Consider the following 21824-nt stretch of genomic DNA (forward strand, 5'->3'; position numbering starts at 1 on the left):
TAACCTCTCAATCATAGATAACTATGACTATATCCAAGAAAAAATAGTTTTAGAAAAATTAGCTCAAGAGCTTAACCTTATGTTTGTTGATTTAGATTCCATTGATATGGATTACAATTTAACAAGCCTAGTACCTCTTGCACAACTTCAAAAGCACAATGCTATTCCAATCTCTCAAGATGACATGAGTATAACTGTTGCGTTTAATGATCCCTTAAATATTGATGCCCAAGAAGCGATACAAAGACTTTTTCCAAGAAAAATTCTTAAAATTGCGTTGGCAACAAAAAAACAAATTGAAACATATCTTTATAAAATTGAGTTAAAAGACAGCGTAAAAGGTTTAATAGGAAAAATACGAGATGAACTAAACTCCATAAGTTCAATCGAAGAGCAGCAAGAGGCTTCTTCAGTTCTTTTACTTATTGATGTTGTTTTAAAAACATGTATTAATGGTCGTGCAAGTGATATACATGTAGAACCAACTGAAAAAAACTGTGTAGTGCGAGGACGTATTGATGGTAAACTTACCGAAATGTTTATCTTTGAAAAAGATATTTATCCTCCATTAGCGTCTCGTTTAAAACTTTTAGCAAATCTTGATATTGCTGAAAAACGAAAACCACAGGATGGGCGTTTTTCTACAGCAGTTGGTGCCCGTGAGTTTGATTTTCGTATCTCGACCTTACCTATTCTTTATGGTGAGTCAATCGTTATGCGTGTTTTGGATAAACAAAAAGCACTTGTACGACTTGAAGATGCGGGAATGGATAGCGTGAGTTATCATAAACTACTCAAAGGTCTAGAATCTCCTTATGGAATTATACTCGTGACCGGTCCAACAGGTAGTGGTAAAACGACTACACTTTATGGCGCACTCAATGAACTGAGAAATGTTGAAGATAAAGTTATTACCGTTGAAGACCCTGTTGAGTATAGAATGAATCTAATCCAACAGGTACAAGTTAATGCAAAAGTTGGACTTAGTTTTGCAGATGCACTACGTTCTATTTTACGTCAAGATCCAGATAAAATAATGATTGGTGAGATTCGTGATCAGGAAACTTTAGAAATTGCAATTAAAGCAGCACTTACCGGACACATGGTTATTTCCACCCTACATACAAATGACTCTATTAGTGCTATTCCTCGTATGGCAGATATGGGAATTGAGCATTACCTTATCAGTGGAGCATTAGTGGCAATTCAGGCACAAAGACTCGTAAGAAAAATATGTGTGCATTGTAAAGTGGAAGATGAACTCTCTTCTTCTGTTCTTGAAGAGATACAAGGTTCCGTGCCAGAAGGTACAATTTTTTACAAAGGCAAAGGGTGTAAAGAGTGTGGCGGCACCGGATATATGGGAAGAGAAATGATTTGTGAAGTATTAAATATTTCAGAAGAACTCTCTTCACTTATAGCCAAAGGTGCTGCAAAAGAACAGCTCTTAGCTCAAGCAAAAAAAGAGGGATTTATCCCAATTTATCATAATGGATTACAAAAAGCCATTGATGGCATAACAAGTATTGAAGAAGTTTTAAAGGTGGCAAAAGGATGAAATACTTTATAGCAACTGTTTTAACTAAAGGGAAAAAAGAGGAATTTGGCTTATATGCTGAAGATAGGAAAGAGGCAAATAAATTTGCAAAACTAAAATATACTGGTATTATTATTAAAGTTACAGAGGGACAAGAACCTCTTGAAGCACAGTTAAAAAGGTTTAAGACAAATCTTCTCTCAAATATTAAAAAGAAAAAAATCAAGCAAGATTCTCTAATTGCTTCTATCAGACAACTTGCTGTTATGACAAATGCAGGTATCTCTATTCACGATTCTCTACATGAAATTGCAAACGCAACAAATGATGAAACACTTAAAACAGTTTTTTCAAAAATAGCAGACGATATTAACTCCGGTCATTCACTCTCATCAGCAATGGAAAATTTTAGATTTGAGCTAGGAAATCTTACTATTGCTATGGTACAACTTGGTGAAAAAACAGGTAATTTAGATGAATCACTCTACTCACTCGCAAATATGCTTGAAGAGATTCGTGCAAATGTTGTTAAATTTAAAAAGGCAATGGCATACCCTCGTAATGTTATGATTGCTATGGCTATTGCATTTACAATTCTTATCTCTTATGTTGTTCCCCAATTTAAGGCAATTTTTGAACAACTACATGCGCATCTTCCATTGCCGACACTTATTCTTTTAAAACTAGAATATATTTTTAATAACTTTGGACCTTATGTTTTGGCTTTTTTATTTATTTTCTATGTTATGTTCAACTATGCTATTAATAATAATCAGCAATTTAGATATGGTTGGCATAAATTTTTACTCAAAGTCTATCTTATTAAAAATATTATCAAGTTTGCTACACTTAGTAGATTTACCCTTGTTTTTTCAGAACTTATCCGTGCTGGTATACCTATTGCAGAGGCACTAGATACTTCAATAGAAATGATAGATAATCTGCCACTAAAGAAAAAACTACAGTCCGTACGATTTACAGTTGAAAAAGGTGGTACACTCAATAAAGGTCTTGAAGAGACTGGTCTTTTTGAAAATATGATTATCCAAATGGTTCGTGCCGGTGAAGATAGTGGTACACTAGATAGCATGATAAAAAAAGTTGCAGAATACTATAAAATGCGTTTTGATGCAATTATTGATGGTCTTAGCGAAGCTATTGAACCGATTATGTTGCTTATAATTGCGTCTATGGTTCTTCTACTTGCACTTGGTATTTTCTTACCTATGTGGGATATGGGAAATGCTGTTCAAGGAAGACAATAAACAAAGCTTATCCAAGTTTTCCTTGGGTGCTTTTAATATATACTGTACTTGCAAATCAAATATTTTTTCAACAATATTAATTGCAAGTTTTTCACACTCATACTCTACCAACCTCACAGCACTCTAGTCAAAGACAATTTCTAGCATTACTTCTTTTTTATACTCAAAAAGCTCTGCCGATGCAACTACTGCGTTTAGAGTATCACTATATGCACGGACAAGCCCTCCCGTACCAAGTTTTGTGCCACCAAAATATCTTACAACAATAACAGCTGCGTTTATAAGCCCTTGACCTTGCAAAACCATAAGAGATGGTTTACCAGAAGTTCCACTAGGTTCACCATCATCACTTGAGTATTCCACTACCTGCTCATACTCATTCAAATATCTATAAGCAACAACAAAGTGCCGTGCTTTTGGATGTTCTTTTTTTAATACTATTAATTTTGATTGATATTGTGAGAAAGGAATGAGGTGAGCAATAAACTTTGATTGCTTCACCTCAAGAGTTGTAACAAACTCCTCTTTTATAAAATTCATACGAAGAGTGTTATGCTAAGTTTGTATATACTTTTTGTACATCCTCATCATCTTCCAATCTCTCTAAAATCTTATCGACATCGGCATGTTCTTCTTCAGAGATTTCTATTGGTGTATTTGCTATTCGCTCTAATGTCGCTTTTGTAATTTCGATGCCCATATTTTCAAGTGCTTCGTGCATTGTTCCAAAACTTGTATAGTCTGCAGTTACAAGAACAACGCCCTCTTCTGCTTCTATCTCTTCAAGTCCAGCATCAATCAACTCAAGCTCAAGTTCTTCTAAATCCATATCATCTTTTTGTGCAAATTCAAAAAGAGCTTTACGAGAGAACATAAACTCTAACGAGCCATTTGTAAGCATCTCTCCGCCATTTTTATTGAGCGTACTTTTTACATTTGCAACAGTTCTTGTATTGTTATCTGTAGCACATTCGATAAATAGAAGGACACCATGAGGAGCTTTTCCTTCAAAATTTACCTCTTTTACATCCGACAAATCTTTTGCAGTAGCTCGTTTAATAGCTGCTTCAATATTATCTTTAGGCATATTTTCAGCTTTTGCATTTAAAATAGCAGTTCTAAGCTTTGCATTCATATCAGGATCTGTTCCACCCTCTTTTGCTGCCATAGTAATTACTTTACCGAGTTTTGGAAACAACTTTGACATTGCACCCCATCTTTTTAATTTTGAAGCTTTTCTATATTCAAACGCTCTACCCATAAAAATATTCCTTCTGTTTTGATTAAAATTTATTTTTGCAATTATACCATTTAGATGTATAATATCACCTAAGGAATTTCAATGAAACTTGGATTTAGAATGAAACATTACTTTTATAATGCTTTTAGAGAGATATTTGTCCATCATCATGGTTCTTTAACTTTTAGAGCGAAGATTTATTCCCTTCTTATAGCAGCAAATGAAAAAGCAACAGTTGACAATTTTATTATTGTAAAACAACATGGTAGTACAATTTATAAAAACGATAAAGACCGTGCAAACCTTTTACTACTCTCAACAAAAGAACTTGTGCAAAAAGTAAGAGATAACAATGGACTTGGCATTGATTCTTTAATTCAAAGTATTCAAAGTGATTTAAAAGTTGCTCCAAGATATGCAAAAAAAATAGATATAAATTCACTCAAAGAATTTTTAAATTTAACATACGATGAAGATACACTAGCGTACCAAAACAGTATCTTAGAATTTTTAGAAACACTCAAAAATGAAACACTCAATAAAACAAACAGATAAGGCAATTATATTATGGATTTACAAACTTTAGCACTACATGCAGGATATGAAAAAGACTCACAGGGTACTATGGCTGTACCAATTTATCAAACAACAGCATACGAGTTTCGTGATATGGAACATGCAGCAGACCTTTTTGCACTCAAAGAGCTTGGCAACATCTACACAAGACTCAACAACCCAACAACAGATGTTTTTGAAAAAAGGTTTACCACGCTTGAAGGAGGAGAAGCTGCTCTTGCTACTGCAAGTGGTATGAGTGCTATCTTTTTTGCAATAGTAAACGCAGCAGAAGCTGGGGACAATATTGTCTGTGCACAGCAACTTTATGGTGGAAGCCTTACACTGAGCGCGCATACACTTAAGCGTTTTGGTATAGAAGCAAGATTTTTTAATGTGCATAATCCAAAAGAGATTGAAAATTTAGTAGATGAAAAGACAAAAGTTATATTTTTTGAGTCTTTAACAAATCCAAGTATTGATGTTGCAGATATTGAGGCAATTACAAAAATAGCAAATAAGCATAACATATTGACAATAGTTGACAATACTGTAGCCACTCCTATTTTATGCCGTCCATTTGAATTTGGAGCAGATATTACAGTGCATAGTGCTAGTAAATACACCACAGGTCAAGGTTTAGCCATTGGTGGCATCATCGTAGAGAGAAAAAATCTTATAGAAAAACTAAAAGGAAATCCTCGTTATGAGCACTTCAACACACCAGATGCTTCATACCATGGACTTGTTTACACAGATACAGAATTACCACCGTTTACCCTAAGAGGACGACTCTCTCTGCTTCGCGATTTAGGTGCGGTTGTATCACCTTTTAACTCTTGGCTCTTTATTCAAGGGATGGAAACACTTTCACTAAGAATGAAAGAACACTCAAGAAATGCACTTATGCTTGCAGAGTTTTTAGAGTCTCATCCAAAGGTAAAAAAAGTAAATTATCCTGGGCTAAAAAGCAATAAAAACTTTAAAAATGCACAGAAATATTTTACAGATGATTTATGTAGTGGATTACTAAGCTTTGAAGTTGCAAATTTGCAAGAGGCAAAAAAGATTGTAAACGCAACAAAACTCTACTCTCTTGTAGTCAACATTGGAGATTCTAAATCTATAATCACGCATCCAGCATCTACAACACACCAACAACTCTCTCATGAGGAGTTAGTTGCATGTGGTGTTCCTGAAGGACTTATTCGTATTTCATGTGGTTTAGAGAGTGCAAAAGATTTAATCGAAGACTTAAAACAAGCACTTGAAGCCTAATACAAGAGATTTTTGCTAAAATGTTGTTAATATTTTTTGGAGCTTTGCACACTTGTCTTTAAACCTACAAACATATACAGAACATTTTACAAACCCTCTTTACCTAGAGAGCGGTCGTATTTTAGAGCCTTATGACATAACATATGAGACCTATGGCACACTCAATGATGACAAAAGTAATGTTGTTGTAGTTTGTCATGCACTTACGGGCTCTCATCATGCTGCAGGAGTTTATGAAGATGAAACAAAAGCTGGCTGGTGGGATGGACTAATAGGTTCTAAAAAAGCCATAGATACAGACAAATACTTTGTAATTTGCTCTAATGTAATAGGAAGTTGTTTTGGTTCAACTGGTCCGATGAGTATGCAGCATCCACATCATGAACCATACCGTTATAAATTTCCTGTTGTAACTGTCAAAGATATGGTAAAAGCACAACGGATTCTTTTTGACAGACTTGATATTCACCGTGTGTATGCCATTGTTGGTGGCTCAATGGGCGGTATGCAAGCACTCCAGTTTGCGGTACATTATCCAAACTTTGCAAATAAAATCATAGCCCTAGCAACAACACATGCCACACAACCATGGGCTATTGCATTTAACAAGGTTGCACAAGAGTCCATACTCAATGACCCAGATTTTAAACAGGGTTACTATGACCCAGATATTTTAAAAGAGCAAGGTCTCTCAGGTATGGCAGTTGGTCGAATGGCAGGACATATTAGCTTTTTATCCCATGAATCTATGCGTAAAAAATTTGGACGGGACTATAAACTAACAGATGGATTATATGAACTTTTTGGAAAATTTCAAGTCGAGTCATACCTTGAATATAATGGTTATAACTTTACAAAATGGTTTGATCCATTAGCCTACCTATACATTACAAAAGCCATCAACATTTATGACCTTGCACGAGGGTTTGATTCACTAGCAGAGTCTCTCAAACGCATCAATGCTGATTTACACCTTATTAGCTTTAAAAATGATCTTTTGTTTAAAAATTTTGAAATGCAAGAGATAGCTGATGAACTTGAAAAAACTGGAAATAAAAACTATAGTTATATAGATATAGATAGTGACTATGGGCATGATGCCTTTCTTGTAGAACTAGAAAAATTTGACAACTATGTAAAGGATGCACTCAATGGCTAAAGAGAAGTTTGAAACGAAATTGCAAAATGCAAAAACAATTTTAGAGACACTAATGGACCCAGAAATTACACTTGAAAATAGTGTAAAAGCATATGAAAAAGGAATGAGTGAATTAACACAAGCACAAAAAATTCTTGAAGATGCACAAATTAAAATTCAAAAGATAAAAACAGGACAATGATAGCAGCCGTACTTCAGCTCAACTCTCAAGGAATGAGCTCTACTAAACTATATAACTATATTAGAGTTGCCCATAAAAAAAATGTCAAACTCATTTTACTTGGTGAGTATGTACTCAATCCATTTTTTAAAGAGCTAGAAAATATGTCACCTTCTATGATAAAAGAGCAGGCACTCCACCAAATAAAAATCTTAAAAGAGCTTGCATCAACATACCAGCTTACAATTGTTGCTCCGCTTATCATAGTAAAAAAAGGAAACATTTATAAGACCGTTGCCAAGTTTGCACCAGCATCAACATCCTATTACCAGCAACAGATACTTATAAACTATGCCCACTGGAATGAAGAAAAATTCTTCTCAAACGCAGTGAAAGAGCTTGAATCTCCTTTAGTTTTTAAAATTGATGGATTTAAATTTGCTATTTTAAGTGGATTTGAACTCCATTTTGATGATTTTTTTGCTAAACTTAAAGAGAAAAATATTGATGCTATTCTTGTACCAAGTGTTTCTACTTTTGATTCTTATGAGAGATGGAAAGCGATTGCACTCACTAGAGCCTTTACTCATAGCTGTTATATACTACGAGCAAATAGAATTGGGGAATACCAAGATAAAGAAGTTACTTGGAAATTTTATGGTGACTCTTTTTTAATATCTCCAAACGCAGAAATACTCAACCATTTAGGAAACCAAGAAGAGTTGATGATAGTTGAAATGAGTCATACAGAAGTGGTTCAAGCAAGACGTTCTTGGGGTTTTAAAGAGGCAATTAATAAACGAACGATAAAAAATGAAGGATATAAGTAATGATTCAATATTTTCATCGACAGGTTCAATTATGGGGAGAAGAGACACAAAAGAGTCTTCAAAGTAAAACAATTGCCATTGTTGGAGCTGGTGGGCTTGGTTCATCTCTTGCTTTTGCTCTAGGTGCAGTTGGTATCGGTGAAATTCACATTATAGACTTTGATGAAGTCAGCCTTCACAATATTCATAGACAAATTGCCTTTAAGTTGGGCGATGAGGGGAAAAACAAAGCTGTAATAAATGCACAAATAATTTCCGATCGTTCCACTTTTACAAATGCAGTGGCACACAATTGTGATTTTAAAACATGGAGTGAAAAAGGTATAGCAGTTGACCTTATAATAGACGCTACAGACAATCTTCCAACACGAGGAGATATAAACAGCTATGCAAAAGAGGTAAAGACTCCTTGGGTCTATGGGAGTGTAGAAGCTTTTCATGGACAAGTCTGTTTTATAGATGAATCTTCATTTAATGATGCTTTTAAAATTGTGAAAAAAACACCTGCTGGCATTGCAGCACCAATTGTTATGCATATTGCATCATTACAAGCAAATTTAGCACTGAGATATTTAGCAGGATTAAGTGTTAAAAAAGATTATCTTTACTATCTATTTTTTAATGAAGAGGGAGAGTTGATAACCCAAAAATTTGGACTTCCAAAATAGGGTTATCATTTATAAAATGGAAAAGTTTTATTTTTTCTTTTCCATATTGTTATAAAAGTAGTTTGTAGCCTCTACAAATCCATCTAAAGAACCACAGTCAAAACGTTTTCCTTTAAATTTATATCCTAGAACCATACCTTTTTTAGCCTGAGTCATTAAAGCGTCAGTAATCTGAATCTCTCCAGCTTTACCCGGTTTTGTATTTTTAATAATTTCAAAAATATCAGGAGTAAGAATGTAACGCCCAATAATAGCAAGATTTGATGGTGCTTTATCAGCATCTGGTTTTTCAACCATATTATCAATCATAAAAATACCTTTTTCTATCTCCTTCCCAGAGATAACACCGTAGCTGCTTACTTTGTCTTTTGGTACTTCCATAATAGCAACAATAGAACATTTATACTTCTCATATAATTTTACCATCTGCTTTAAAACACCATCTCCATCAGGATTGACACATAAATCATCTGCAAGAATTACAGCAAAAGGAGCGCTATCGCCCACTAGTACTTTCCCTTTATAAATAGCATCACCAAGACCTTTCATCTCATTTTGGCGTGTATAAGTAAAAGTACATGTATTGATTAGAGCACGTATTTCTGTTAAAAGGCTCTCTTTTGAAGTTCCTTTTATTTGATGTTCAAGTTCATAACTTAGGTCAAAATGATCTGTAATAGCACGCTTTCCTCGTCCTGTAATAGTTGCCATGATATTACATCCAGCTTCATGGGCCTCTTCTACACCATATTGAATAAGTGGTTTTGTTAAAATTGGTAGCATCTCTTTCGGCATCGCTTTTGTAGCTGGTAAAAATCTCGTACCATATCCAGCAGCTGGGAATAAACATCTTTTTATCATTCTATGTATCCTTTAATATTAAAAACCAATAATTTATGTTGGAAAATTTTGCTAATAATAGCATTTATAAAGTTATGAATAGATAAAATCACCTCATAATATTCAAAAGGAAGAACAATGCCCTTTATACCAAAAACACCCTATCTTACAACAGATGGAATTGTAGAAATATACAACAATCAAGATGAGTTCCAAGGAATAGTTTTCATACAAAGAAAAAATGAACCCTTAGGGCTAGCACTACCAGGAGGTTTTGTCGATGTAGGCGAATCTGTTGAAGATGCACTCCACAGAGAGATGCGAGAAGAGATAACTTTAGATGTAACAATAAAGTACCTTTTAGGCATATATTCTGATCCAAAAAGAGATCCAAGATTTCATACCGCCTCTGCTGTATATGTTTGTAAAGCTTATGGAAATCCAATAGGTGCAGATGATGCAAAAGAGGCAAAAATAGTTACACTAGACAACATAAAAATAGATAAACTTGTTTTTGATCATAGTAAGATTGTAAGTGATTATTTGAAATATAAAAAAGTGGTGGGTTCTGAGTGACTCGAACACTCGACCGCTCGGTTATGAGCCGAGAGCTCTAACCAACTGAGCTAAGAACCCTCACCAGTTGTTGGTAGGTCGGAATTATACAAGGTGCATCCTTACAAAACGCTTATATTGTTAAACTCAATCTTTTGGTGCTTTAATCTTATATACTACAGCATAAAGAAGTGGAATATAAATAAGGTTAAGTACTGTTGCCCATGCTATACCATATCCTAAAGAGACTGCCATTGGCTGTAAAATTTTTGCCTGTCCTGAAGCAAAAAAGATAAGTGTAAGCAAGCCTAAAACAGTTGTTAAAGATGTAAGAAGTATTGGTCTTAACCTTGTTTTAGCACGACGCATCAACTCCTCTGTATCCTTTGCCTTCTTAATAAAATCAACCATAATAAGTCCATCATTTACAACAACCCCGGCAAGTCCTACAATTCCTATAAGTCCTGGCATTGTAAGATTTAAACCCATTAACCAATGCCCAACATAAACACCCAGCAACACTAATGGAATGGTACTAATAACAATAAGAGATTTTTTAATAGAATCAAAAAGCCAAACAAGTGTAATAAAGATCAAGAAAATAGCAATTAGTCCTGACTGCATCATCTCTCTTTTATTTTTATTGTTCTCCTTCTCTTCACCTTTTATATTTACAGAAATTCCTTTTGCTTTTAGCTCATTTAGATATGGACGAACTTTATTCATCACTTCAGATGAAGTAATAATTTTTTTATCAATAGAAGCATAAAGACTACGAACTCTTTTTCCATCCTCTTTTTTAATGGTCACATAACTTTGAAGATAAGTATAGTCACAAATATCTTTTAATGCTACATATTGACCCGATGAGGGAACCTGCAGCTCTACATTTTGTATGGAATGAATTTGTTTATCTAAACCACTCTCTATGCGAATACGCACAAGTCCTTGTGCATTAAAGAGTTTTCCATACTCACCCTTTAAATAATATGCTCGTAAATCATTGGAAATTATCTGCTCATCAAAGCCAAGTTCCTGCCCATAGGCATTGACTCTCAGTTTTAGCTCTTTTTCTCCAAGCGTTGCATCATCAGATACATTATGTACACCTTTAATAGCAGCTAATTTACTCTCTAATGTTTTGAGATAAGGAACTACCTTTGTCCCATCTTTTGCACTCAGTCCAATCTCAATATCATGAGCGATAATACCAGCACCAGGTACTTTTACCACAAACTCTTCAAAAAGATTTTCACCATCTTTTAGTTTCTTATTTTTGAGATTTTTAAGAACTTTTTGCAATCTCTTAGCTATAACTTTCGCATCAACTTCTCTTGAGCGCACTTTTGCATTATATTCAAGAGAGAGATAGGGACTTATATATTTATCGAAGAAGTTAACAGGAGCACGCTCATGTAAATCAATAAAAATATGAAACATATTTTCACCAAGTTCTGCTCTATTTTTTGCGTCCATTTTAAAGCCAATTACAGAAGTAACAGAAGATACATTTTGTTTATTAACATTTTTAAGTATCTCTTTTTCAACTTTTGTGACAATTTTTTCTGTATCTTGCAAATCATTGTTTATATTGACTTTTCCATATACATATATTTGCGTATTGTCAAAATCAGGAAATAACTGAAATTTTGCATTTTTTATCATTACAAATTCAAATGCCAAAATACTCACAACTATGAGTAAAAGTGAAAGCCCCTTGCGTTTAAAGAAAAAGTGTAAAACACGACTATATGAGATATACATCCAATCCCAAAAGCGTTTTGTAAAACTCCCCTCTTTAGAAACTTTTAAAAAGTCATACGAATGGAGTGGTAAAAAGTAAAAAGCTTCAAACAGTGATGATAAAAGAAGTACAGTAATCATAATTGGTATGATTCTTATAAACATTCCCATCTCACCAGTCATTAAAAGCATTGGTAAAAAAGCAAGAACTGTTGTAAGTGTTGCAGCAAGAACTGCTGGAAACATCTCTGCTGCACCATTTATTACAGCCTCTTTTCTATCCATTCCCTCCTCTAAATGCCTATAAATATTTTCAGCAACAACAATTGCCTCATCTACAAGCATACCAAGAGCAATAAGTGCCCCTAAAAGAGAGAGCATATTTAGACTATCACCAAGAAGCTCTGTAACTATAAGACCTATCATAAAACTTACAGGAATACCAAGAGCCACAACAAACGCAATGCCTCTGTTTATGAAAATAAGCATCGCTAAAAAGACAAGAGCCAAACCAAATACTATGTTGGAAAAAACAACATTAAGACGATTCTTAATCCATACAGAGGTATCTGTATAAATATTATAATTCAAATTTGGATGTTTCAATTTTTGCTTTTTTAACAGCTTGCGTATATCTCGTACAAGTGCAATAGCATTTCCATTTTTACTTTTTGTTACATTAATCGAGATATTTCTCACACCATTGTAGTGTGAAAGTTCTACAGCATCACTCAGTTTAAATGCAACGGTTGCAATATCACCTATTTGAAGCTTATTACCTCCTACATCTATAATGGTATTTGCAATTGCCTCCTTTGTTTTTTCTCCATTATATGTAGAAATATAGAGGTGGTCTGCTTTTTGCTTAATCGTACCAATAGGAAAAATAGAGCTTATTTTACTAATTTGTGAAACTACTAACGAGGGAGAAAGACCATACGCCTTAATTTTTTCGGTGTTGAGTTTAATATCAAGCTCTTCTTTAGCATCCCCACGAATGGTTATATCACTCAAATCTTTAAATTTACTCAGTTCACTCTTTAGCTCATCTGCACGATTAAGTAACTCTGCTGTTGTAACATTACCAGAGAGTGCAATAAGCACAAGGGGGAAAGAGTGTGTTTTAATTTTTGCAATAGGTTCATTCATATCTGCTGGCAAATCTTTTTTCACATTGCTAATAGCATCTTTTACATCATTTAATACTAGAATATTATTTGAACCACTTCTAATCTTAGAACTAATAATAAATGAACCATTTTTAATACTGCTAGTAGTATCTTCAAGTGCATCAATATTTTGTAAATCATCTTCAATACTCTGTACAACCATCTTATCTAAGGTATCTGCAGAAGTACCAGCATAGCCACCTTTAATGGTAATTTTATCCATATTCATCGGTGGAAAAATCTCTTTTGGAATATTAATATATGCAAAGATTGAGAGCATAAAAATAAATATAAGTAGTATATGGTTTAGCAGGGGTTTATCAATAGCAAACTGTATAAATTTTCTAATCAACACTTTTCCTTGGTGAGTTTAAAATAGAGTATCTAAAATTTGGTTCTTAAATTTTATGGATTCAACAGAGGCACTGATGAGTTTATGCTCTTCTTTGAGAGTATCATACTCTACTTTTAATTTTGCAATATCCCTGCTTTTAAAGTAAATCTGCTCTGTTATATAAATCTTAGGAAAAGCAAACATTCCAACAAAAGCAAGTGTCAGCAAAACATATAAGAAGTAGTTAAGATCAAGGCTGCGTTTAGGAGTAAAGAGAGTCTCGACCTCATCTAAAAGTTCTCTTTTTTCACTCATTATAAGTCCATTTGAAACAGACGCATCTTCGCGCTTCTGCTTCTTACATTCTCTTTGAGTTCATCTTCTTGCGCCGTTATTGGCTTTTTCGTAAGCACTTTACCAAGCTGATGGTCATTCCCACAACTACAACGAAACGCTTCAGGAGGACAAATACATGACTTCGCCCATCGTGCAAACTCCTGTTTTACTATTCTGTCTTCAAGTGAATGAAAAGAGATAATAGCTACTTTGGCATGAGGCAATTTTGCCTCCTCAATGCTTTTAAGTACACTTTTAAGCTCACCGAGTTCATTATTTACTTCTATTCTAATTGCCTGCATCAAAAGTGTTGCTGGGTGTATCTTTTTTCCTCTTGGCATATAGGGTTTGAGCGTTTCACTGAGTGCTTTTGAGGATAGAAAAGGACGATTTTTCACAATCACATCTGCAATTTTTTTATAATTTCGAAGCTCACCATACTCTAACAAAATTTTCTCTAACTCTGATTTTGAGTATTCATTTATAACATTTGAGGCGCTTAGCGGTGCATCTTTATCCATACGCATATCAAGCGTCTCACTCTCATAAGAAAAGCCCCTCTCTTTTTGGTTAAGTTGCAATGAAGAGACGCCAATATCAGCCAATATTCCTTTAATATCTGCTGCGTTTACCTCACTCAGTATCTCTTTTATAACAGAAGAAAAACGCCCTTTTTTAATTGTTACTCTATCTCCATATTTAGCCAAACGCTTTGTTGAAAAGTCAATCGCTGTCTGGTCTTGGTCTATTGCAATCAGTTTGATATTTGGATTTGCTTCAAGAATTAAAGAGGAGTGCCCACCATACCCCATAGTACAATCAATAACAATACCTTCACCTAAATCAGTAAAAGCATCAACCACTTCTCTATACAAAACTGGAATATGAGGAATTTCTTGCAAAGCCAACCCTAATGTTAATATTAGGGTTATTATACAGCAAAATTGATTTAGGTTTAATTTTTTATACTGTATCATTTAGCAAAACTATAAAAGGGGTTTTATATGTATCTTAAATTTTTAGCACAATACCAACTAGAAATCATTATTGTTCTAATACTTTTATTCCTTTTTATGCTCTATCTATTATTAAAAAAACATCCAAAAAAAAGAGAGACCTTCTTAGATATCAAGCCAACAGTTGCAGATGAATATGAACAAGATACAAAAAATACTAAAGAAACAGAAAAAGATATCTATGACACGCATACATCGAAAGTCGAAGAAGAAGTAGTAGTTTATAATTTTAAAAGACAGACAGTTCCTCCTCATGGGAAAGTCAAAAAAGAGGACTTTAGTAAGTTTAATGGGATGCGTATTCTCCTAGCAGAAGACAATATTATCAATCAAAAAGTCATATTAGGTCTCCTTAGTGCTAGTGGTATAGAGATTGTCCTTGCTAATGATGGACAAGAAGCACTCAATATTTTAGAGAATGACAATAATTTCACACTTATACTTATGGATGCACATATGCCAAATATAGATGGTTTTGAAGCAACAAGAATTATACGAAAAAATCCAAAATACAATCATATAGTAGTAGTTGCACTTAGTGGAGATACAGCAAGTGACGACGTCAAAAAGATGAAAGATGCTGGAATGAGTGAAACACTTGAAAAACCTCTTAAAATGGATGCATTTTATGATATTTTATATACATATAATGTAAATACACCAAAACAAAAAAGTACAATAGCAGACAGTGATACTGCCAAACTTTTAAATACAGAAATAGGTATAAATATTTGTGGAGGGGATGTCAATTTTTATAAAGATATTTTAAAAGAATTTTTAGAAAACTATGGTACTTCTGATGAAACTTTACTGCTGCTTATAAAAAAAAATAAACTTAAAGAAGCCGATCAATTACTACTAGATATGATTGGTATCTCTGCAAATTTAGGAGCTGAACGACTGCACAATATTGTTTTACAAGCCAAAACAACATTAAAAACACCAAGCAAAAACTTCTCTGCAATATTACAATCTTATAAAAATAGTTTAAAACAGACTACTGAACTCATCAATAAATACATTTTATAGAATAAATTTTTTCTTATGTATTAATCATAATGTTACCTTTTAAATAAAAAAAAATCAAAATCTCCTCTTTTTTACGATTCTTGACATAAATCAAGTTAATTTAATTCCAAACTTAATAAACTACTCATGATTCTAAATTCAAATTCAATTTAAGGAAGAACAAATGATAGATCCATCTGTAATCAGACCAGAAATTGCGCTAGGTGATTTTTTACCTATCTTTGTCTCTTCTGCACTTGTATTAGTTTTTGGAGGATTTTATGTAGGTATATATACTGCAGTAAAAGTAAAAATGCTTAAACCATGGTTTATGGTTCTAGCATACATGTTTTGGTTACTCACAGGATATTGTTTATATCTAATGGGTAATTTAATGCATGTTGGGGAATTTACTGCAAAAGCTTTAGTCGTCGCTGCAATTGGACTTTTTTTACTTCCACATGCAGTCTATTATATGCAAGATCAAGTTCATAAAGAAAATGAACATTGAAAAAATATATATATTGAATAAAAATTTTTAGGAGGATACAGTGGCAAAGAAATCTGTATGGAGTGACAATCGTTTCTGGAGGCGTTCAGCAACGTGGGTTACCGGTTTTGCATCAATACTTTTAATTTGGTTGACGTTCGACACATCAGCACAAATTGCAATGGGTAATGATAAAGACCTTAAAGAGGGTATAACAAAAAGGGTTCCAGGGCCTACTGTTATTAATTACAAAATTACTTATGAAATGAGTAATAAACGTGGTCATGAGGTGCCTATTATAGGGGGAAATGATGGCAAAGGGAATTCACTCTTTCAACAAAAAGAGAAGTTTTTTGGCCGTGATGATTATTCAGAAAAAGAGGCAAAGGCTTTATTGCACTTAGGTAAATTGGGATCACAAGCAAAAAACTGTATGGATTGTCATACACTTTTAGGAAATGGCGCATACTATGCACCAGACTTAACAAAAGCATGGTTAGATCCTGCATGGGGACCAAATGGTGCAATGCAAGCACTAACTGGAAAAAATACGAAAGAAGAAGCTATGGCTGAATTCTTACAACATCCAGACCAATACCCTACACATGCACGTATGATGCCAGATCTTGGTATTACAGCAAAAGAGGCTAAAGGTTTAGTTGCATTTTTAAAACATATGTCATCTATTGATACAAATGGCTTCCCAAGAAATTTTGGAAAAATAAAAGGAGCAGTTCATGGCAAGTAATTACTTAACAGGTGTTGGTGGCGAATCAAAACAGTTAGCTACATGGTACTTTACTTTTGCAGCAATTTTGTTCGGTGCTCAACTACTTTTTGGTCTTGTAGCAGCTACTCAATATGTAATGCCCGGTTTTCTTTATGGAGTGTTAGACTTTTCAATTGCTAGAATTTTGCATATTAATGCATTAGTCGTGTGGATGGTATTTGCTATGTTTGGTTCTGTTTATTGGTTATTACCGGACGAAACTGGAATTGAAACAGTAGGTATTAAAATAGGTAAGTTACTCTTTTGGATTTTTGCAGCTGCTATTGTTGTAGTAGTTTTAGTATTTTTATTTATTCAAGTTGGTAAAGCAGATGCAACTACAATCTGGTTTATTACAGAGGGTCGTGAATATATTGAAGCACCACGCTGGGCTGACTGGGGTATTGTTGTTGTTGCTTTAGGATTTGTTGGAAATCTTTTCTTAACAGGTATGAAAGGAAAGCAAACTGGTATTGTAACTGTTCTTATGGCAGATATGATTGCGTTTGCTGGTCTTTACTTAGCTGGTATGTTCTTTACAGATAACATTTCAGTTGATCAATACTGGTGGTGGTGGGTAATCCACTTATGGGTTGAAGCTACTTGGGAAGTTTTCGTTGGTGCGATTGCTGCGTATGGACTTATTAAAATGATAGGTGCACATCGTCAAGTTGTTGAAATGTGGCTATGGATTGAGGTCGCGATGCTATTTGGTTCAGGTATTCTTGGACTTGGTCATCACTACTTCTGGATTGGTACACCTGAGTATTGGTGGGAAATTGGTGCGCTATTCTCAGCACTAGAACCTTTACCACTTGTAGCTATGTTTGTACACGTTCTTTATGACTGGGGTAAAACTCAGGGATCAGAAGAAGAAAAAGGAAATACCCGTTCAGTAATCAATAATAAGCCTGCATTTACATGGTTTGTTTTAAATGCCTTTGGAAACTTTTTAGGCGCTGGTATTTGGGGATTCTTCCATACATTACCACAAGTAAACCTCTATACTCACGGTACACAGTTTACTTCAGCACATGGGCACTTAGCATTTTTCGGAGCATATGCAACTATTCTTATTGGTATGTTTTACATAGCTATCCAAGGAAAGAATGGCATTAAAGTGATGAAAAACACAAGAGCTTCTATCTGGGCTACGAGTATGATTACTGGTGGTATGATGGGAATGACTGTAGCACTTACTATCGCGGGATATGTTCAAGTTATTGTTTCTCGTGCACAAATGGGTGCAACGTGGTCAGGATATTTTGATGGTCAAAGTGGTATGTGGTTTACACAAGCGATGGATTGGAGACTTATAATGGGTCTTGTTATTTTTACAGGTTTCATTATTTTAGCAAAAGACTTACTAACTACTGGTAAAAATCCAGTACATGAAAGATAAGGAGGCATAAGATGTTTGAGCCGTTTACAGATGTCGTACCAAGTTTTTTTGGTTGGCTTAATCAAGGTCCTTTAACTCTAACACTTTTTCTTCATACAGTGATAATTCTTCCAATGATTTGGATCTATTTTCAAGAGAAAAAGCGTTTAGAAAGTGAAGAGTAGATAGAAATTACCTCCCTCTTTTCTATAGGAGGGAAGTTAAGAAATATTTTTTAGGGAGAACAAAAATGAAACTTAATAAATTAGTTACATCAGTTGCAGCATTAGCTGTAGTCAGTTCAGGACTATTTGCAGGTACGTCTCATATGAATTTTGCTAAAGTCTACACACAACAGTGTGCGGGATGTCATGGTCCGATTCATCAAGGTGGAGTTGGTGCTGACTTAAGACCAAAAGCACTAAAGAAAAAAGAGAACCATAGTCTTGTTGAAACAATTTTAATAGGAAGAGAAGGTACAGCGATGCCAGCTTGGAAATCAACTTTTACAAAAGATGATGCTGCAGGTATGGTTAACTGGCTAAAAGATTGGAAAAACACAGTAACACTGAAGCTTACTTTAGATGGTGTACATAAAACATGGAAAAAGCTTGCTGATCGTAAAGCTTTATACTCAAAATATCCAAATCCTGTAGATGTTAAAAGCGATAAAGACATTATGTTTGCAACTGAAAGAGATGCTTCTTTAGTTGATTTTATTGACTCAACAACAGGGAAAGTTTTATCTCGTCATAAAGCTGGATATGCAGTACATGTTACTGTAACAAACAAAAGAATTCCTCGCTATGCATACTGTATCAGTCGTTCAGGTCGTTTAACTATGTTTGATTTAAACGCTCCAGGGCAACCTGCACTTGCAAGTGTTCAAGTTGGTCAAGATTCTCGTGGACTCGCTGTTTCACCTGATGGAAAATATGTAATGGTTGGTAACTATAATCCAGGTGGTGCTGTTTTATGTGATGCTCATACACTTGAACCACTTAAAGTATACCCTACTTCTAGTGTTATAAATACAGATGGAAATATTGAGCCAAGTCGTGTCGCATTTATTGCAGATACACCTTACGCACCTTATTTTGTATTTGCACTTAAAGATGCAGGACATGTATATGTAGTTGATTATTCAAAACCAGGCTTTCCAATTGTAGGCGATATTCCTAATATTGGTAAAATTTTACATGATGCTTTTGAAAATGAGGGTAAACAAATTGGACGATTTGTATATGTAGCTTCTCAGGGAAGTGATTTAATGGGTGTTGTTGATTTAAAAACACTCAAACTTGCTGCAAAAGTTTATACTGGTCCAGGTACTAAGCCACATCCAGGTCAAGGTAGTTCTTGGTATAATGACAAATATGGACAACTTAATGCTACAAACAGCATGAATGTTGGTGATGTTGTTATTTGGAATATGGACAATGAGGTTGTAGCTAATGTTCCAACTGCTGGTGGTGGATTATTTGTAGGTACAAGTGAATTTACTCCATATATTTGGTCAGACTGTGTGATTGGCGGTGTTAAAAATTATAACAAAATGTATCTAATCAATAAACAAACTCTTAAAACTGAGAGAATTATTGAAGTTGGTAAAAAGAAAGGTCATCTTATAGATGCAGAGACTGGAAAAATTTTACAAACTTGGGATGCAACGCAATACAAAACAGTAACACATAAAGAGATAGCTTCGAAGCTTTCTAAAGAAGAACTCGTACCATATACTGCAAAACATGGTGCAAAAGTTTCTAAACCAGTTCAACCACGTTTGTTGCATGCAGAACCTGCTAATCATGGTAGATGGACAACAATTAGTGAATGGACTACAGGTCGTATTGGAATCTACAATGCTAAAACTGGTAGATTTATAAAATATATGTACAACTTCACTACACCAACTTTTACTTATTCTGTTGAACACAGAGAGAAAATTCCTGGTGCATAATATATATGTCCTTTTTAGGACATATATTTTTCTTATATAAGATATAATAATATACTTTTTATAAGAAAAATAAAACTTTTGTAAGGAATATATTTATGAAAAAAATGGTATTATCTGCTTCTGTATTATTCATATTTGCTTCTACTGTTTTTGCAAATGATGGTGCTGGAAAAAAGTTATTTCAAGAGTATTGTTGGGGATGTCATCATGAAACTGCTATGGCATTTGGACCATCGTTTGAGAGTATAGCAAACAAAAGAACTCCCCAAGAAGTTATGGCACAAATTGCAGATCCAGACAACACATATAAAAGTTTGGGATATAAAACAAATTCTATGCCAGCATTTAATGATTTAAACAGTAGTGAACTAAAAGCATTGACTGATTATATATATAAATTTAAGGATAAAAAATGAGAAAAATAATTTATGCATTGTTGCTATTTATTTCAATATCAACTCTTGCACAAGCAAAAGAAAAAATATTTATTGTTGAAAGAGAAAACTCAGCTTTAGCTGTAATCAATAATAATTTAAAAACAAATGAAATTAAAAATATGCATAATTTCAATCATGCTGTCGTAAAATTTCGTGGAAAAGATGGCTATGTTATCACTCGTGATGGTTATGTTATAAAATTTGATCCTGTAACAGAAAAAAAGCTTAAAGAGTATCGTACAAGTAAAAGTGCTATAGGTTTTATTATTGGTAAAAATTTTCTTGCTGTTGCAAATTATGACAACAAAACTGTTGAGATATTAGATAGAAATCTAAATCCAATACAAAGCATTAAAACGGGTAGTAGAAATGTTGGTATTAAACTCTATAAAAATTACCTTATTTTTGCATGTATGGATACAAATCAAATATGGGTAATGAAAGACAAAAACCCAAAAGCAAAATTACCTAAATTTGTTCTTTATAAAAAATTTAAAAATATAGGAAAGGTACCATTTGATGCACTTATTGATAAAAACCTTTATGTAGTAGGCTTATTTAATTCACCAGATATTGGAGTCATTAATCTTGATACTATGAAGTATAAAAAAGTTCCATTAAAATTGGGAAAAAAAGAGAGAATACTTAAAGTTCCTCATTTTGGTTTCTGGAGTGTTAGTAAAGGGTATTTCTTCATTCCTGCAGTCGGAAATGAAAAAGTTTTTGTATTTGACCATAAATTTAATTATATTACTTCTATCAAAGTGGAAGGAAATCCTGTTTTTACAGCTTTAAGTCCAGATAAAAAATGGCTAGCGGTAACTTTTAGTGGTAAAAAATTTCCATATGTGCAAATTATAGATACGAAAACATTAAAAATAGTACGTACATTTAAATTTCCAGGATGGATACTACATGTTCGTTGGTCAAACGATACAAAACATCTCTATTTTAGTGTAAATACTGCTAATGAAGTTTTAGCTTATAATGTATCAAATCCAAATCCTATGAAATGGTGGAAACAATTCATGTGGCCAGTACCTAAATCATCAGGTATATTTTTATATGATTCTAAAACACAAAAATAAGGTAGT

General features: G+C 33.9%; 23 protein-coding genes and 1 tRNA gene. 17 read left to right on the top strand and 7 right to left on the bottom strand.

What is annotated here, in order from left to right; all coding sequences use genetic code 11:
• The coding region (locus MV589_RS00320; RefSeq protein ID WP_297430957.1) for a GspE/PulE family protein at positions 1-1558 on the top strand (1558 nt) is incomplete at its 5' end.
• The gene (locus MV589_RS00325; RefSeq protein WP_297430959.1) at positions 1555-2802 is read left to right on the top strand and encodes a type II secretion system F family protein; all 1248 of its coding nucleotides are present in this window, start codon (positions 1555-1557) and stop codon (positions 2800-2802) included. The genes MV589_RS00320 and MV589_RS00325, both read left to right, overlap by 4 nt.
• Before the next feature lie 123 nt (positions 2803-2925).
• Here the strand turns inward: MV589_RS00325 and MV589_RS00330 are convergent, their stop codons facing one another.
• A complete protein-coding gene (locus tag MV589_RS00330; protein WP_521966156.1) occupies positions 2926-3342 on the bottom strand; it encodes a YigZ family protein in 417 nt (138 codons plus the stop codon).
• A 10-nt stretch (positions 3343-3352) separates the two neighbouring features.
• Complete coding sequence (locus MV589_RS00335) at positions 3353-4063, bottom strand: YebC/PmpR family DNA-binding transcriptional regulator (protein WP_297430961.1); 711 nt, start codon at positions 4061-4063, stop codon at positions 3353-3355.
• Positions 4064-4144: 81 nt separating this feature from the next.
• Here MV589_RS00335 and MV589_RS00340 point away from each other — a divergent pair, with 81 nt between their 5' ends.
• Genes MV589_RS00340 through MV589_RS00365 form a run of 6 tightly spaced genes read left to right on the top strand, consistent with a single transcriptional unit; the run spans position 4145 to position 8692 of the window.
• Positions 4145-4597: a hypothetical protein gene (locus tag MV589_RS00340; protein WP_297430963.1), complete on the top strand. Its 453-nt coding sequence runs from the start codon at positions 4145-4147 to the stop codon at positions 4595-4597.
• A gap of 12 nt (positions 4598-4609) precedes the next feature.
• Entirely contained in the window at positions 4610-5875 is a 1266-nt protein-coding gene (locus MV589_RS00345; RefSeq protein WP_297430965.1) for an O-acetylhomoserine aminocarboxypropyltransferase/cysteine synthase family protein, read from the top strand.
• A gap of 52 nt (positions 5876-5927) precedes the next feature.
• On the top strand, positions 5928-7034 hold the full coding sequence (gene metX, locus MV589_RS00350) for a homoserine O-acetyltransferase MetX (RefSeq protein WP_297430967.1): 1107 nt from the start codon (positions 5928-5930) through the stop codon (positions 7032-7034).
• Positions 7027-7215, top strand: a complete 189-nt coding sequence (xseB, locus tag MV589_RS00355) for an exodeoxyribonuclease VII small subunit (protein ID WP_297430969.1) — start codon at positions 7027-7029, stop codon at positions 7213-7215. Before metX ends, xseB begins: the two co-directional genes overlap by 8 nt.
• Complete coding sequence (locus tag MV589_RS00360; RefSeq protein WP_297430971.1) at positions 7212-8024, top strand: carbon-nitrogen hydrolase family protein; 813 nt, start codon at positions 7212-7214, stop codon at positions 8022-8024. The genes xseB and MV589_RS00360 overlap by 4 nt, the downstream gene beginning before the upstream one ends.
• Positions 8024-8692: a HesA/MoeB/ThiF family protein gene (locus MV589_RS00365; RefSeq protein WP_297430973.1), complete on the top strand. Its 669-nt coding sequence runs from the start codon at positions 8024-8026 to the stop codon at positions 8690-8692. Before MV589_RS00360 ends, MV589_RS00365 begins: the two co-directional genes overlap by 1 nt.
• A gap of 27 nt (positions 8693-8719) precedes the next feature.
• Here the strand turns inward: MV589_RS00365 and galU are convergent, their stop codons facing one another.
• Entirely contained in the window at positions 8720-9553 is an 834-nt protein-coding gene (galU, locus tag MV589_RS00370; protein ID WP_297430975.1) for a UTP--glucose-1-phosphate uridylyltransferase GalU, read from the bottom strand.
• 117 nt (positions 9554-9670) lie between these two features.
• On the opposite strand from galU, the gene MV589_RS00375 reads away from it, so the two are divergent.
• Positions 9671-10108 carry an NUDIX domain-containing protein gene (locus MV589_RS00375; RefSeq protein ID WP_297430976.1) on the top strand — a complete coding sequence of 146 codons (438 nt, stop codon included), beginning with the start codon at positions 9671-9673 and terminating at the stop codon, positions 10106-10108.
• Here MV589_RS00375 and MV589_RS00380 read toward each other — a convergent pair.
• From MV589_RS00380 to rsmH, 4 genes are all read right to left on the bottom strand, one after another.
• Positions 10092-10168 (bottom strand) — tRNA-Ile (locus tag MV589_RS00380). The two genes, MV589_RS00375 and MV589_RS00380, sit on opposite strands and share 17 nt — an antisense overlap.
• 66 nt (positions 10169-10234) lie before the next feature.
• A complete protein-coding gene (locus tag MV589_RS00385) occupies positions 10235-13354 on the bottom strand; it encodes an efflux RND transporter permease subunit (protein ID WP_367271547.1) in 3120 nt (1039 codons plus the stop codon).
• Positions 13355-13369: 15 nt separating this feature from the next.
• Complete coding sequence (locus MV589_RS00390; protein ID WP_297430980.1) at positions 13370-13648, bottom strand: hypothetical protein; 279 nt, start codon at positions 13646-13648, stop codon at positions 13370-13372.
• The gene (gene rsmH / locus MV589_RS00395; RefSeq protein WP_297430982.1) at positions 13648-14571 is read right to left on the bottom strand and encodes a 16S rRNA (cytosine(1402)-N(4))-methyltransferase RsmH; all 924 of its coding nucleotides are present in this window, start codon (positions 14569-14571) and stop codon (positions 13648-13650) included. Before rsmH ends, MV589_RS00390 begins: the two co-directional genes overlap by 1 nt.
• A gap of 102 nt (positions 14572-14673) precedes the next feature.
• Between rsmH and MV589_RS00400 the strand changes: the two genes are divergently transcribed.
• From MV589_RS00400 to MV589_RS00435, 8 genes are all read left to right on the top strand, one after another.
• Positions 14674-15714, top strand: a complete 1041-nt coding sequence (locus MV589_RS00400) for a response regulator (protein WP_297430984.1) — start codon at positions 14674-14676, stop codon at positions 15712-15714.
• Between the two features lie 163 nt (positions 15715-15877).
• Positions 15878-16204: a hypothetical protein gene (locus MV589_RS00405; RefSeq protein ID WP_297430986.1), complete on the top strand. Its 327-nt coding sequence runs from the start codon at positions 15878-15880 to the stop codon at positions 16202-16204.
• A 40-nt stretch (positions 16205-16244) separates the two neighbouring features.
• Positions 16245-16931 carry a c-type cytochrome gene (locus MV589_RS00410; RefSeq protein ID WP_297430987.1) on the top strand — a complete coding sequence of 229 codons (687 nt, stop codon included), beginning with the start codon at positions 16245-16247 and terminating at the stop codon, positions 16929-16931.
• Positions 16921-18354 carry a cbb3-type cytochrome c oxidase subunit I gene (locus MV589_RS00415; protein ID WP_297430989.1) on the top strand — a complete coding sequence of 478 codons (1434 nt, stop codon included), beginning with the start codon at positions 16921-16923 and terminating at the stop codon, positions 18352-18354. Before MV589_RS00410 ends, MV589_RS00415 begins: the two co-directional genes overlap by 11 nt.
• A gap of 11 nt (positions 18355-18365) precedes the next feature.
• Positions 18366-18518 (top strand): hypothetical protein, encoded by a 153-nt coding sequence (locus tag MV589_RS00420; protein ID WP_297430991.1) that lies wholly within the window; start codon positions 18366-18368, stop codon positions 18516-18518.
• 65 nt (positions 18519-18583) lie between these two features.
• Positions 18584-20293: a nitrite reductase gene (locus MV589_RS00425; RefSeq protein ID WP_297430992.1), complete on the top strand. Its 1710-nt coding sequence runs from the start codon at positions 18584-18586 to the stop codon at positions 20291-20293.
• Between the two features lie 95 nt (positions 20294-20388).
• Positions 20389-20709: a c-type cytochrome gene (locus MV589_RS00430; protein WP_297430993.1), complete on the top strand. Its 321-nt coding sequence runs from the start codon at positions 20389-20391 to the stop codon at positions 20707-20709.
• Entirely contained in the window at positions 20706-21818 is a 1113-nt protein-coding gene (locus MV589_RS00435) for a cytochrome D1 domain-containing protein (protein ID WP_297430995.1), read from the top strand. Before MV589_RS00430 ends, MV589_RS00435 begins: the two co-directional genes overlap by 4 nt.
• Positions 21819-21824 lie beyond the last annotated feature (6 nt).

The sequence above is a fragment of the Sulfurimonas sp. genome, assembly GCF_026991475.1.
Classification (GTDB): domain Bacteria; phylum Campylobacterota; class Campylobacteria; order Campylobacterales; family Sulfurimonadaceae; genus Sulfurimonas.

What these genes read in the sequence shown, in the direction of transcription:
- MV589_RS00325 (WP_297430959.1), top strand. Translation starts at nt 1,555, where the DNA reads ATGAAATACTTTATAGCAACTGTTTTAACTAAAGGGAAAAAAGAGGAA.
- MV589_RS00330 (WP_521966156.1), bottom strand. Translation starts at nt 3,342, where the DNA reads ATGAATTTTATAAAAGAGGAGTTTGTTACAACTCTTGAGGTGAAGCAA.
- MV589_RS00335 (WP_297430961.1), bottom strand. Translation starts at nt 4,063, where the DNA reads ATGGGTAGAGCGTTTGAATATAGAAAAGCTTCAAAATTAAAAAGATGG.
- MV589_RS00340 (WP_297430963.1), top strand. Translation starts at nt 4,145, where the DNA reads ATGAAACTTGGATTTAGAATGAAACATTACTTTTATAATGCTTTTAGA.
- MV589_RS00345 (WP_297430965.1), top strand. Translation starts at nt 4,610, where the DNA reads ATGGATTTACAAACTTTAGCACTACATGCAGGATATGAAAAAGACTCA.
- xseB (WP_297430969.1), top strand. Translation starts at nt 7,027, where the DNA reads ATGGCTAAAGAGAAGTTTGAAACGAAATTGCAAAATGCAAAAACAATT.
- MV589_RS00360 (WP_297430971.1), top strand. Translation starts at nt 7,212, where the DNA reads ATGATAGCAGCCGTACTTCAGCTCAACTCTCAAGGAATGAGCTCTACT.
- MV589_RS00365 (WP_297430973.1), top strand. Translation starts at nt 8,024, where the DNA reads ATGATTCAATATTTTCATCGACAGGTTCAATTATGGGGAGAAGAGACA.
- galU (WP_297430975.1), bottom strand. Translation starts at nt 9,553, where the DNA reads ATGATAAAAAGATGTTTATTCCCAGCTGCTGGATATGGTACGAGATTT.
- MV589_RS00375 (WP_297430976.1), top strand. Translation starts at nt 9,671, where the DNA reads ATGCCCTTTATACCAAAAACACCCTATCTTACAACAGATGGAATTGTA.
- MV589_RS00390 (WP_297430980.1), bottom strand. Translation starts at nt 13,648, where the DNA reads ATGAGTGAAAAAAGAGAACTTTTAGATGAGGTCGAGACTCTCTTTACT.
- MV589_RS00400 (WP_297430984.1), top strand. Translation starts at nt 14,674, where the DNA reads ATGTATCTTAAATTTTTAGCACAATACCAACTAGAAATCATTATTGTT.
- MV589_RS00405 (WP_297430986.1), top strand. Translation starts at nt 15,878, where the DNA reads ATGATAGATCCATCTGTAATCAGACCAGAAATTGCGCTAGGTGATTTT.
- MV589_RS00415 (WP_297430989.1), top strand. Translation starts at nt 16,921, where the DNA reads ATGGCAAGTAATTACTTAACAGGTGTTGGTGGCGAATCAAAACAGTTA.
- MV589_RS00420 (WP_297430991.1), top strand. Translation starts at nt 18,366, where the DNA reads ATGTTTGAGCCGTTTACAGATGTCGTACCAAGTTTTTTTGGTTGGCTT.
- MV589_RS00425 (WP_297430992.1), top strand. Translation starts at nt 18,584, where the DNA reads ATGAAACTTAATAAATTAGTTACATCAGTTGCAGCATTAGCTGTAGTC.
- MV589_RS00430 (WP_297430993.1), top strand. Translation starts at nt 20,389, where the DNA reads ATGAAAAAAATGGTATTATCTGCTTCTGTATTATTCATATTTGCTTCT.
- MV589_RS00435 (WP_297430995.1), top strand. Translation starts at nt 20,706, where the DNA reads ATGAGAAAAATAATTTATGCATTGTTGCTATTTATTTCAATATCAACT.